The following is a 12,519-nucleotide window of genomic DNA, read 5'->3' as shown; positions in this document are numbered from 1 at the left end:
CGGAGCGCGGTCGTGCCCGTCGAGCACGTCGACGCGGCCACGGGACAGCCGTGCGCGGCCGATCGCGCGTTGCGGCTGCTGGTGGTCGGGCGGGACTGGGTCGGCGCGATGCGTTGCGCCGAAGAGGCGTTGGAGGACGAGGCCTGTCGGAGCCGCGAGGTCTGCGTCGCGCGGGCGCTGTCGACGTTGATCTACGGCGGCGAGCTGGTCACCGCCGACGCGCACAGCCTGCTCAACGCCGACCGGCCGGAGGTCTCCGGCGTGGTGGCGCTGCTCCAGGCGCGCATCGCACGGCTGTTCGGCGACGTGGACCGCGCGCACGCGCTGCTGGGGCCGCTGATGTCGGCCGGCACGCCGCTCGAGACCCGCCTGGTCGCCGCCGGCTGGGCGGTGGAGCTGCTGGCGGAGTGCGGCGACGTGACCGCCGCCCGCGCGCTGGCCCGGGAGCACCGGCTCGACGAGGCGCTGGACGCCGGCGTCGCGTGCCGCCCGGTGCTGCTCGCCGCACGCGGCGCGATGGCGATGGCGGACGGCCGGCCGGGTTTCGCGGTGGCCCAGTACCTGGGGTGCGGTCGGGAGCTGATGGCGCGCGGCGTGGCCAACCCGGCGGTGACGCCGTGGCGCAGCGAGGCGGCGCTGGCGGCGTTCTCGGCCGGGCGGGACGAACTCGCCGTGGCCCTCGCGCGGCAGGAGTACGAGGCCGCCGTGCTGTGGGGCGAGTCCCGCACGGTCGGGCGGGCGTTGTGCGCCTTGGCCGTCGTGGACGCCGACGGCCAGGAGGTCGAGCGCCTCAGCGAGGCCGGGCAGCTGCTGGAGCTGGCGCAGGCGTGGCCCGAGCTGGCGCGGGCGCAGTACGAGCTGGGCATCCGGCTCGCCGCGCGCGGCGACGTGGTGGCCGCCCGGCAACGGCTGCACTGCTCGCACGCGCTGGCCCGGCAGACCGGAAACCCGCGCCGGGTGCAGCTGGCCGAGCGCGCGTTGGCCGCGGTCGCCGCGCCGCCGCGCAGGCCGGCGCTGACCCGCCAGCAGGCCCGGATCGCCGAGCTCGTGGTCGCAGGATACTCGAACAAAGAGATCGCGACGAAACTGTTCCTGGCGCTGCGCACGGTCGAGTTCCACCTTTCCAACACCTACGAAAAACTCGGGGTGACCGGCCGCGACGAGCTGCGCGCCGCACTGGAGCACGACGCCTGAGGCACTACCCCGACCGTCCTGTGTCCCATGAGGACACAAAGGGTGGTGACGTGGGTCACAAATTATTGGTCGGGACTTTGCGGGTCGACCGTAGTATCCGGTCGCCGCCCTTGTCGGTGTCGAAGGGGCCGTGCCAGCATCGATCTCGGATGAATGAGTTGTGTCCCCCCACCGACAATGTCGATAAGTGGTGGTCGGGGACCGGCTCCGCTCCTCACGAATGTGACGAAGGGTATCGCGAGCCATGGCCGAAGAACCCGATCTGGCGACCCAGGTGAAGGTGCTCGCCGCCCGCGTCGACGAGTTGGAGCAAGCGCGCGCGCTGCACGAGCTGCGCAACCGCCTGCCCCGGCTGATCAACGACGACGCGTGGGGGAGCGTCGGCGAGCTGTTCACCGAGGACGCGCACCTGGACTACGGCGACGTGGGCCGGGCCGACGGCCGCGCCGCCATCGCGGCGTACTTCGCGGGGCTGCCCGGTCGGATCGACGCGGACAACCCGGTCGCGTCCGGGGTGCTGGTCAAGCAGTTCGTGCACGGGCACGACGTGGAGATCGACGGCGACCGGGCGACCGGCGTGTGCTTCTTCGAGGAGAAGGTCGTCTTCGACCGGGAGACGTACCTGGTCGCGGGCAAGTTCACCGACTCGTACGCGCTGGTGGACGGCCGCTGGCTGTTCGACCGGATCACGCTCACGCCGTACTGGGTGATCCCGCACGACCGCGGCCACGGCCGCTGACCGCGTTCGCCCGACGGGAGGGTCCATGCTCCAGCAGAACACCACCAAGCGCATCGGCTACTGGCTGCTCCTGCTGCACCAGGCGTTCGACGCCGCGACCACCGCCGCGTTGCGGGACGTGGGGCTCAACCGGCGCCAGTGGCAGGTGCTGCACGCCGTCGCCATCGGCGTCGGCACGGTCCCGGAGCTCGACGAGGCGTTCGAGCCGTTCCTGGTCGCCGACCGCGAACGGTCCTACCGGCCGGTCGTCGAGGATTTCGCCGCCCGCGGCTGGGTCGAGCTGCGCGGTGACGCGGTCACCCCGACCGAGGCGGGCGTCGAGGCGCACGCGCGCGCCGAGGTGCTGGTCAACGCGCACGCCGACAAACAGTTGCGCGGCATCACGCAGGAGGAGTTCCTCGCGGCCAACGACGTGCTGCGGCGGATAGCCGAGAACATGCGCGACAACGGCTCGCGCTGACCGTCCGGTCGAATGCTCCGCAATTCTTTCGTGGGTGGCTGAATGCTGCCCGGGCACGGTCGTGGTTCGTAACGGGGATGGGGGTCCTGCCGTGCGGAAAGTGCTGATCGCCAATCGTGGCGAGATCGCGGTGCGCGTCGTCCGCGCATGCCGCGACGAAGGGTTGGAAAGCGTGGCGGTGTACGCCGACCCCGACCGGGACGCGCCGCACGTGCGCCTGGCCGACGAGGCGTTCGCGCTGGGCGGCGACACCCCGGCGACGAGCTACCTCGACGTCGACAAGGTGCTCGCCGCCGCCCGGGACTCCGGCGCGGACGCCCTGCACCCCGGGTACGGCTTCCTGTCGGAGAACGCGGGGTTCGCCCAGGCCGTCCTGGACGCCGGGTTGACCTGGATCGGGCCCCCGCCGGCCGCGATCCGCGCGCTCGGCGACAAGGTCGAGGCCCGGCGCATCGCCCGCGAGGTGGGCGCGCCGCTGGTCGCGGGGACACCGGCGCCGGTGGCCGGACCGGCGGACGTGCTCGCGTTCGCCGACGCGCACGGGCTGCCGATCGCGATCAAGGCGGCGTTCGGCGGCGGTGGCCGCGGCCTGAAGGTGGCCCGGACCCGCGAGGAGATCCCCGAGCTGTTCGAGTCGGCGGTGCGGGAGGCGACCGCCGCGTTCGGGCGCGGCGAGTGCTTCGTCGAGCGCTACCTGGACCGGCCGCGGCACGTGGAGACGCAGTGCCTGGCCGACCGGCACGGCACCGTCGTGGTCGTCTCCACCCGGGACTGCTCGGTGCAGCGCCGGCACCAGAAGCTGGTCGAGGAGGCGCCCGCGCCGTTCCTCACCGAGGCGCAGGACGCCGAGCTGCGCCGGGCGTCCAAGGCGATCCTGGCGCACGCCGGGTACGTCGGCGCGGGCACGTGCGAGTTCCTCCTCGCCCGGGACGGCACGCTGTCGTTCCTGGAGGTCAACACCCGGTTGCAGGTGGAGCACCCGGTGACCGAGGAGGTCGCGGGCGTCGACCTGGTGCGGGAGATGTTCCGGGTCGCGCGCGGCGAGCGGCTCGACGACGTGGACCCCGCGCCGCGCGGGCACTCCCTGGAGTTCCGCCTCAACAGCGAGGACCCGGGGCGGGGCTTCCTGCCCGCGCCGGGCGAGGTGACGCGCTTCGACCCGCCGTCCGGGCCGGGCGTGCGGCTGGACTCCGGCGTGGAGGCCGGCACGGTGGTGCGCCCCGCGTGGGACTCGCTGCTGGCCAAGCTGATCGTCACCGGGGCGACCCGCGAGCAGGCGCTGCGGCGGGCGGCCCGCGCGCTGGCCGAGTTCCGGGTCGACGGCGTGCCCACCACGCTGCCGTTCCACCGGGCGGTGGTGGACGACCCGGCGTTCGCGGGTGAGCCGTTCGCGGTGCACACCCGGTGGATCGAGACCGAGTTCGACAACCGGGTGCCGCCCTACGACGGCGAGCCGCACGACGGGCCCGCCGCCGCGCCGCGCGAGACGGTGGTGGTCGAGGTCGGCAGCCGCCGCCTGGAGGTCTCACTGCCGTCGTTGGCGCCCGTGGCGCGCGGTCCGGTCGCCACGGCGGTCCGCAAGCCGCGCGCGTCGGCCCGCAAGACCGCCGCGACGGGCGACGAACTGGTGTCGCCCATGCAGGGCACCGCCGTGAAGGTCGCCGTCGAGGAGGGCCAGCGGGTCGGCGAGGGCGACCTGGTCCTGGTCGTCGAGGCGATGAAGATGGAGCAGCCGCTGCTCGCCCACCGCGCCGGGGTCGTGCGCGGCCTCACCGCGAAACCGGGCGACGCGGTCGCCGCCGGCGCCGTCGTCTGCCGGGTCTCCGAATGAAGCCGTCCACCCCAGGGGAGGGGACTGTGTACGCATCGGTCGTGGTCGTGGGCGCGGGGCCCGCCGGGCTCATGCTGGCCGGCGAGCTGAGGTTGGCGGGCGTCGACGTGGTCGTGCTCGAACGGCTGCCCGAGCGCACCGGCGAGTCGCGCGGCATCGGGTTCACCATCCGCACGATGGAGGTGTTCGACCAGCGGGGCCTGCTGCCGCGGTTCGGCGGGATCGCGACCGGCACGTTCGGGCACTTCGGCGGCATCCCGCTGGACCTCGGCGTGCTCGGCGCGGCGCGGGAGTCGGCGAAGACGGTGCCGCAGCACCGCACCGAGGCCGTGCTGGAGAGCTGGGTGCGCCAGCTGGGCGCGGACGTCCGGCGCGGCGTCGAGCTGGTCGGGTTCGAGGAGGACGCCGACGGGGTCACCGTGCACGTGCGCGGCACCTCGGAGACGCTGCGGACCCGTTACCTCGTCGGGTGCGACGGCGGCCGCAGCACCGTGCGCAAGCTGGCCGGGTTCGACTTCCCCGGCACGGACGCGACGACCGAGCTGCTCATGGCCGACCTGCGCGGCATCGACATCGAGCCGCGCATGATCGGCGAGCAGGTGCCCGGCGGTATGGTGATGACCGCCCGCCTGCCCGACGGCACCACCCGCGTCATCGTCGGCGAGCGCGGCACACCGCCGCGCCGCCGCAGCGGACCGCCACCGTTCGCCGAGGTCGCGGAGGTGTGGAAACGGCTCACCGACACCGACATCTCGCACGCCGAGCCGGTGTGGGTGAGCGCGTTCGGCGACGCGGCCCGCCAGGTCACCGAGTACCGCCGGGGCCGCGTGCTGCTCGCGGGCGACGCCGCCCACGTGCACCTGCCGGCGGGCGGCCAGGGCATGAACACCGGCATCCAGGACGCGGTGAACCTGGGGTGGAAGCTCGCCGCCGTGGTCAACGGCACCGCCCCGCTGTCCCTGGTGGACACCTACCACGCCGAGCGGCACGAGGTCGGCCGCCAACTGCTGGTGAACACCCGCGCGCAGAGCATGTTCATCCTCGGCGGCGCGGAGGTCGCGCCGCTGCGCGAGGTGTTCACCGAACTGCTCCGCCACCCCGAGGTGGAACGCCACCTCGCGGCGCGGGTGAGCGGCCTGGACATCCGCTACGACGTCGGCGGCGGCGCGAACCCGTTGCTGGGCCTGCGGTTGCCCCACCTCGACCTGACCCGGGGCCACCACCGCACGAGCGGCGCGGAGCTGCTGCGCCGGGGCCGGGGCGTCCTGCTCGACCTCGCGGACAACGCCGTCCTGCGCCGACGGGCGGCTCCCTGGGCCGACCGGATCGACGTCGTCACCGCGACCGCGGCCGACGACCTGCCCGGCGGGACCACGGCGGTCCTCGTCCGGCCCGACGGCCACGTGGCCTGGGCCGCGCCGGGCAGCCACCACGACCTGCCGACGGCCCTGGACCGCTGGTTCGGGCCGGCCGGCTGACGCAGGAGGAGGGCCAATGCACAGCACCTTGATCGTGGCACGGATGGACCCGGGTTCCGCGGGAGACGTCGCGTCGCTGTTCCGCGAGTTCGACCGCAGCGACATGCCGGGCCGCATGGGCACCCGCCGTCGGCAGCTCTTCCACTACCGCGGCCTGTACTTCCACCTCCAGGACTTCGACGACGACAACGGCGGCGGGCGCATCGAGGACGCCAAGGACGACCCGCGCTTCGTCCGGATCAGCGAAGACCTGAAGCCGTTCATCGAGGCCTACGACCCGAAGACGTGGCGCTCGCCCGCGGACGCGATGGCGAGCCGGTTCTACCACTGGAGCACACCGTGACCAACCGTCGAGTGGTGATCACCGGGGTCGGCGTCACCGCCCCCGGCTCACCGGGCGTGAAGAACTTCTGGGACCTGCTGACCGCGGGCCGCACCGCCACCCGCCGCATCTCGTTCTTCGACCCGTCGCCGTTCCGCTCCCAGGTGGCGGCGGAGGTCGACTTCGACGCCGAGCTGCACGGCCTCGGGCCGCAGGAGATCCGGCGCATGGACCGGGCCGCGCAGTTCGCCGTCGTCACCGCCCGCCAGGCCGTGGAGGACAGCGGGCTCGAGTTCTCCTCGATCGACCCGGACCGGGTCGGCGTGACCATCGGCAGCGCGGTCGGCGCGACGATGGGCCTGGACCAGGAGTACCGGACGGTCAGCGACGGCGGCCGGCTGGAACTGGTCGACCACCGCTACGCCGTGCCGCACCTCTACAACTACCTGGCGCCCAGCTCGTTCGCGACCGAGGTCGCCTGGGCGGTCGGCGCGGAAGGGCCGAGCACGGTCGTCTCCACCGGCTGCACGTCGGGCCTGGACGCGATCGGCTACGCCACCGACGTCATCCGCGAGGGCTCGGCGGACGTGATGGTCGCGGGCGCCACCGACGCGCCGATCTCGCCGATCACGGTGGCCTGCTTCGACGCGATCAAGGCCACCACGCCGCGCAACGACGACCCCGAGCACGCCTCGCGGCCGTTCGACGCGAGCCGCAACGGGTTCGTGCTCGGCGAGGGCGCGGCGGTGTTCGTGCTGGAGGAGCTGGAAAGCGCCCGCGCCCGCGGCGCGACGGTGTACGCCGAGGTCGCCGGGTACGCGACCCGGTCCAACGCGTTCCACATGACCGGGCTCAAGCCGGACGGCCGGGAGATGGCCGAGGCCATCCGGGTCGCGCTGGCGCAGGCGCGGCTCAACCCGGAGGACATCGACTACGTCAACGCGCACGGCTCGGGCACCCGGCAGAACGACCGGCACGAGACGGCGGCGTTCAAGCGCAGCCTGGGCGAGCACGCCTACCGCGTGCCGGTCAGCTCGATCAAGTCCATGGTCGGCCACTCGCTCGGCGCGATCGGCTCGATCGAGGTCGCCGCCTCGGTGCTGGCCATGCAGCACGACGTGGTGCCGCCGACGGCGAACCTGCACCGCCCGGACCCGGAGTGCGACCTGGACTACGTGCCGCTGGTGGCCCGCGACTGGCGGACCGACGCGGTGCTGTCGGTGGGCAGCGGCTTCGGCGGCTTCCAGAGCGCCGTGGTGCTGGCCGACCCGGGGCGGGTGCGGCCGTGAGCGTCGTGGTGACGGGCCTCGGCGTGGCCGCGCCGACCGGGCTCGGCGTCGACGCCTACTGGGCCAACACCCTGGCCGGCGCCGGCGCGCTGGACCGGATCTCCCGGTTCGACCCGTCGGGCTACCCGGCCCGGCTGGCGGGCGAGATCCGCGACTTCGTCGCCGAGGACCACCTGCCGGGCAGGCTGCTGCCGCAGACCGACCGGATGACCAGGCTCGCGCTGGTGGCCGCCGACTGGGCGTTCGCCGACGCGCGGCTGGTGCCGTCCGCGCTGGCCGACTACGACATCGGCGTGATCACCGCCAGCCACTCCGGCGGGTTCGAGTTCGGCCAGAACGAGCTGCGGGCGTTGTGGAGCAAGGGCGGCCAGTACGTCAGCGCCTACCAGTCGTTCGCCTGGTTCTACGCGGTGAACAGCGGCCAGATCTCCATCCGCAACGGGCTGCGCGGCCCGAGCAGCGTGGTGGTGAGCGACCAGGCGGGCGGCCTGGACGCGGTGGCGCAGGCCCGCCGCCAGATCCGCAACGGCACGTCGGTGGTGCTGGCGGGCGCGGTCGACGCGTCGATCTGCCCGTGGGGCTGGGTCGCGCAGCTGACCAGCGGCCGGCTCAGCGAGCACGACGACCCGCGCCGCGCCTACCTGCCGTTCGACGACGACGCCGCGGGGCACGTGCCGGGCGAGGGCGGCGCGCTGCTGGTGCTGGAGGACCGGGAGCACGCCACCGCCCGCGGCGCGCACGTCTACGGCGAGGTCGCCGGCCACGCGTCCACGATGGACCCGGCGCCCGGCCGCGACCGCGCGCCGACGTTGCAGAAGGCGATCCACCGCGCGCTGGCGGACGCGGGCGCCGTGGCCGAGGAGATCGGCGTGGTGTTCGCCGACGCCGCCGCCGTGCCCGAGCTGGACCGGGCCGAGGCGGAGGCCATCACCAAGGTCTTCGGCCCGCGCGGCGTGCCGGTGACCGCGCCGAAGACCGGGACGGGCCGGCTGTACTCCGGGGCCGCGCCGCTGGACCTGGCCGCCGCGCTGCTCTCGCTGCGCGACGGCGTGATCCCGCCGACGGTCAACACCCGCCCGTCCGAGCGCTACGAGCTGGACCTGGTGACCGGCGCGCCGCGCCGCGCGGACCTGAGGGCCGCGCTGGTGATCGCCCGCGGGCACGGCGGGTTCAACTCCGCGGTGGTCGTCCGCGCGCCCGAACCGACCTGAGACTGCCGAGAGGAACCACCCATGTCCGTCGAGTTCACCATCGAAGACCTGAAGCGCATCCTCCGCGAGGGCGCCGGCGCCGACGAGGCCGTCGACCTCGACGGCGACATCGCCGGGAGCGACTTCGAGGAGCTGGGCTACGAGTCGCTGGCGCTGCTGGAGACCGGCAGCCGCATCGAACGCGAGTACGGCATCTCCCTCGACGAGGACGCGCTGGCCGACGCGCGCACACCCGGCGCGCTGGTCGACCTCGTCAACTCCCACCTCGCCGCCCGAGCGGTCTGAACCGGAAGGAAACCCATGACCGGGAACGGAAAGGTCGCGCTGGTCACCGGCGCGACGAGCGGCATCGGCCTGGCGACCGCGCGGCTGCTCGCCGAGCAGGGCCACCGGGTCTTCCTGTGCGCACGCGGCGAGGACGCGCTGCTGCGCACCGTCAAGGACCTCCAGGACGAGGGTCTCGACGTGGACGGCACGACCGGCGACGTGCGCGAGAAGGCCGACATCCGGCGCGTCGTGCAGGCCGCCGTGGACCGCTACGGCCCGATCGACGTGCTGGTGAACAACGCCGGCCGCAGCGGCGGCGGCGTGACCGCCGACATCGAGGACGACCTGTGGCTCGACGTCATCGCCACCAACCTCACCAGCGTCTTCCTGGTCACCCGCGAGGTGCTCACCACCGGCGGCATGCGCGGCAAGGACCGCGGCCGGATCATCAACATCGCCTCCACGGCGGGCAAGCAGGGCGTGGTGCTCGGCGCGCCGTACTCGGCGTCCAAGCACGGCGTCGTCGGGTTCACCAAGGCCCTGGGCAACGAGCTCGCGCCGACCGGCATCACGGTCAACGCAGTCTGCCCCGGCTACGTGGAAACGCCGATGGCGCAACGGGTCCGGCAGGGCTACGCGGCGGCGTACGGCACCACCGAGGAGGCGATCATGGAGAAGTTCACCGCCAAGATCCCGCTCGGCCGGTACTCCACGCCCGAGGAGGTGGCCGGCCTGGTCGGCTACCTGGCCTCCGACCCGGCCGGCTCGATCACCGCGCAGGCGCTGAACGTCTGCGGCGGCCTGGGCAACTTCTGAGCAGCACCCACCCCGGACGACACCAACCTGAGGGGACACCCATGACCGGCTTCCCGGTCCGCGAGGTCGAGCACGAGATCACCGTGCAGGCGCCGCCCGCGGACGTCTACCGCATGCTCGCCGAGGTGGAGAACTGGCCGAGGCTGTTCCCGCCCTCGGTGTACGTGGACTACGTGGAGCGCGACGGCCACCACGAGCGCATCCGGATCTGGGCCACGGCCAACGGCGAGCCGAAGAACTGGACCTCGCGCCGGGAGCTCGACCCGGACAACCTGCGCATCACGTTCGCGCAGGAGGTGTCGTCGCCGCCGGTGGCGGAGATGAGCGGCACCTGGGTCGTCGAGCCGCAGGGCGACCAGACCCGGTTGCGCCTGCTGCACAGCTACCGCGCGATCGACGACGACCCCGAGGGGCTGGCCTGGATCGACGAGGCGGTGGACCGCAACAGCAAGGCCGAGCTGCCGTCGTTGAAGGCCAACGTCGAGCTGGCCACCCGCACCGCCGAGCTGACCCTGTCCTTCGTGGACACCGTCACGGTCGACGGCGCGGCCAAGGACGTCTACGACTTCGTCAACGACGCCGGCCGGTGGACCGAGCGCCTGCCGCACGTGGCGTCGGTGGTGCTGACCGAGGACACGCCGGGCTTGCAGGTGCTGCGGATGGAGACGCTCACCAAGGACGGCTCCTCGCACACCACCGAGTCGGTCCGGGTCTGCTTCCCGCACCACAAGATCGCCTACAAGCAGACCACCCTGCCCGCGCTGATGACCCTGCACACCGGCTACTGGACGTTCGAGGAGGACGAGAACGGCGTCACCACGGCGTCCTCCCAGCACACCGTGGTGATCAACGCGGACAACATCGCCAAGGTGCTCGGACCGGACGCGGGCGTGGCCGAGGCGAGGGCGTTCGTCCGGGACGCGCTGGGCAACAACAGCCGGGCGACGCTCGGCCACGCCAAGGCCTACGCGGAACAGCGGCGCTGACGGGATGGACACCGACGTCGTCGTGGTGGGGGCGGGCCCGGTCGGCCTGCTGCTCGCGGGCGACCTGTGCGCGGGCGGCGCGCGGGTCACCGTGCTGGAGCGGCTGACCGAGCCCACCACCGAGTCCCGCGCCTCGACCCTGCACGCCCGCACCATGGACGTGCTGGCCGAGCGGGGCGTGCTGGAGGCGCTCGGCGGGCTGCCGCCGGGCGGCCCCGGCCACTTCGGCGGCCTGCGGCTCGACCTGACCGCGGCCGACCCGGGCCACCGCTTCGCCGGGCAGTGGAAGTGCCCGCAGGCCGCCCTGGAGAAGGTGCTGGGCGAGCGCGCGGCCCGGCTGGGCGCGCGGGTGCTGCGCGGCCGGGAGCTGACCGACCTCGTCGAACTCGACGACCACGTCGTCGCGGTGGCCGGTGGAGACCGGATCACCGCCGCCTACCTGGTCGGCTGCGACGGCGAGGAGAGCGCCGTGCGGGTGCTCGCCGGGTTCGACTTCCCCGGCCGGGACGCCACGCTGGAGATGCTGCGGGCCGACGTCGAGGGCGTCGACCTCCCGGACCGGCGGTTCGAACGGCACCCGAACGGCCTGGCCACCGCCCACCGCTGGCCCGACGGCAGCACCCGCGTCATGGTGCACGTGTTCGGCTCCACGCCCGTGCCGCGCACCGGCGCGCCGACGTTCGCCGAGGTGGTCGAGGCGTGGGCGGCGGTCACCGGCGAGGACATCGGCGGCGGGCGACCCAGGTGGCTCAACGCGTTCGGCAACACCCGCCGGCAGGCCGCGACCTACCGGCGGGGCCGGGTGCTGCTCGCGGGCGACGCCGCGCACCGGCAGATGCCGGTCGGCGGCCAGGCGCTCAACCTCGGCCTCCAGGACGCCGCCGAGCTCGGGCACCGGCTGTCGGCCCGGCTCGCGGGCGGCGACGACGGACCGCTGGAGCACTACGACGCCGTCCGGCACGCCGCGGGCGCCCGGACGCTGACCAACATCCAGGCGCAGGCGCTGCTGCTGCTCGGCGGCCCCGAGGTGGAGCCGCTGCGCGAGGTCTTCGGCGAGCTCATGCGCTTCGACGCCGTGCAGGCGCACCTCGCCGGGATGGTCAGCGGCCTGGGCACGCCGCACGCACCACAGGACACACCTCAGGAGGGGACCACGATGGGCAAGCTCGACGGCAAGACCGCGCTGGTCACCGGCGCCAGCCGGGGCATCGGACGGGCCACCGCGCAGCGGCTGGCCGAGGAGGGCGCGCTGGTCGCCGTCCACTACGCGAGCAACGACGAGGCCGCGGCCGAGACCGTCGCGCTCATCGAGAAGGACGGCGGGCGCGCGTTCGCGGTGCGGGCGGAGCTGGGCGTGCCCGGCGACGTGCACGAGCTGTTCCTCGGCCTGGAGCGGGGACTTCGCGAGCGCACGGGCGCCACGACGTTGGACATCGTGGTGAACAACGCGGCGGCGCAGACCGCGGCGGGGCTCGCGCCGGAGGACGTCACGCCGGAGGACTTCGACCGGCTGATGGCGGTCAACGCCAAGGCGCCGTTCTTCATCGTGCAGCGCGCGTCGTCGTCGTTGGCCGACGGCGGGCGGATCATCAACATCTCGTCCGGCGTCACGAGGGTCGCCAACCCGGAGCAGCTGGCGTACTCGATGAGCAAGGGCGCGCTCGAGCAGCTGTCGCTGCACATGGCCCGCCACCTCGCGGCGCGCCGCATCACGGTGAACACCGTGGCGCCGGGCATCACCGACAACGGCAGCCCCGTGTTCGACATCCCGGAGGCCGTCGAGGCGATGTCGCAGCTGTCGGCGTTCAAGCAGGTCGCGAAGGCGGACGACGTCGCGAACGTGGTGGCGTTCCTGGCCACGGAGGACGCGCGCTGGATCACCGGCGCGTTCATCGACGCCAGCGGCGGCACCCTGCTGGGTTGAGA

At 73.6% G+C, this 12,519-nt stretch carries 12 protein-coding genes; all 12 read left to right on the top strand.

Going from position 1 to position 12,519, the window contains the following annotated elements:
- The first annotated feature begins 12 nt into the window (after nucleotides 1-12).
- The 12 genes from EDD40_RS05970 (at nucleotide 13) to EDD40_RS44285 (ending at nucleotide 12,517) form a co-directional block, all read left to right on the top strand.
- Nucleotides 13-1,194: a helix-turn-helix domain-containing protein gene (locus EDD40_RS05970; RefSeq protein WP_170184965.1), complete on the top strand. Its 1,182-nt coding sequence runs from the start codon at nucleotides 13-15 to the stop codon at nucleotides 1,192-1,194.
- A gap of 244 nt (nucleotides 1,195-1,438) precedes the next feature.
- Nucleotides 1,439-1,933, top strand: coding sequence for a nuclear transport factor 2 family protein (locus EDD40_RS05965; protein WP_123741992.1), 495 nt, complete (start codon nucleotides 1,439-1,441; stop codon nucleotides 1,931-1,933).
- A 25-nt stretch (nucleotides 1,934-1,958) separates the two neighbouring features.
- Nucleotides 1,959-2,393, top strand: a complete 435-nt coding sequence (locus tag EDD40_RS05960; protein WP_123741991.1) for a MarR family winged helix-turn-helix transcriptional regulator — start codon at nucleotides 1,959-1,961, stop codon at nucleotides 2,391-2,393.
- A gap of 91 nt (nucleotides 2,394-2,484) precedes the next feature.
- Nucleotides 2,485-4,224 (top strand): acetyl/propionyl/methylcrotonyl-CoA carboxylase subunit alpha, encoded by a 1,740-nt coding sequence (locus EDD40_RS05955; protein ID WP_123741990.1) that lies wholly within the window; start codon nucleotides 2,485-2,487, stop codon nucleotides 4,222-4,224.
- A gap of 26 nt (nucleotides 4,225-4,250) precedes the next feature.
- Nucleotides 4,251-5,702, top strand: coding sequence for an FAD-dependent monooxygenase (locus EDD40_RS05950; RefSeq protein WP_123741989.1), 1,452 nt, complete (start codon nucleotides 4,251-4,253; stop codon nucleotides 5,700-5,702).
- Nucleotides 5,703-5,718: 16 nt separating this feature from the next.
- The gene (locus tag EDD40_RS05945; RefSeq protein WP_123741988.1) at nucleotides 5,719-6,045 is read left to right on the top strand and encodes a TcmI family type II polyketide cyclase; all 327 of its coding nucleotides are present in this window, start codon (nucleotides 5,719-5,721) and stop codon (nucleotides 6,043-6,045) included.
- Nucleotides 6,042-7,313 (top strand): beta-ketoacyl-[acyl-carrier-protein] synthase family protein, encoded by a 1,272-nt coding sequence (locus tag EDD40_RS05940; protein ID WP_123741987.1) that lies wholly within the window; start codon nucleotides 6,042-6,044, stop codon nucleotides 7,311-7,313. Before EDD40_RS05945 ends, EDD40_RS05940 begins: the two co-directional genes overlap by 4 nt.
- Nucleotides 7,310-8,524, top strand: coding sequence for a ketosynthase chain-length factor (locus tag EDD40_RS05935; protein ID WP_123741986.1), 1,215 nt, complete (start codon nucleotides 7,310-7,312; stop codon nucleotides 8,522-8,524). The genes EDD40_RS05940 and EDD40_RS05935 overlap by 4 nt, the downstream gene beginning before the upstream one ends.
- Nucleotides 8,525-8,545: 21 nt before the next feature.
- On the top strand, nucleotides 8,546-8,809 hold the full coding sequence (locus EDD40_RS05930) for an acyl carrier protein (protein WP_123741985.1): 264 nt from the start codon (nucleotides 8,546-8,548) through the stop codon (nucleotides 8,807-8,809).
- 15 nt (nucleotides 8,810-8,824) lie between these two features.
- Nucleotides 8,825-9,607, top strand: coding sequence for a 3-oxoacyl-ACP reductase FabG (gene fabG / locus EDD40_RS05925; RefSeq protein ID WP_123741984.1), 783 nt, complete (start codon nucleotides 8,825-8,827; stop codon nucleotides 9,605-9,607).
- Nucleotides 9,608-9,648: 41 nt separating this feature from the next.
- Nucleotides 9,649-10,593: an aromatase/cyclase gene (locus EDD40_RS05920; RefSeq protein ID WP_123741983.1), complete on the top strand. Its 945-nt coding sequence runs from the start codon at nucleotides 9,649-9,651 to the stop codon at nucleotides 10,591-10,593.
- A 4-nt stretch (nucleotides 10,594-10,597) separates the two neighbouring features.
- Nucleotides 10,598-12,517 carry an SDR family oxidoreductase gene (locus EDD40_RS44285; protein ID WP_123741982.1) on the top strand — a complete coding sequence of 640 codons (1,920 nt, stop codon included), beginning with the start codon at nucleotides 10,598-10,600 and terminating at the stop codon, nucleotides 12,515-12,517.
- Nucleotides 12,518-12,519: the final 2 nt, after the last annotated feature.

The organism is Saccharothrix texasensis (assembly GCF_003752005.1).
GTDB lineage: Bacteria > Actinomycetota > Actinomycetes > Mycobacteriales > Pseudonocardiaceae > Actinosynnema > Actinosynnema texasense.
The sequence above is the reverse complement of the archived record's forward strand: the minus strand, read 5'-3'. Positions and strand labels throughout refer to the sequence as shown.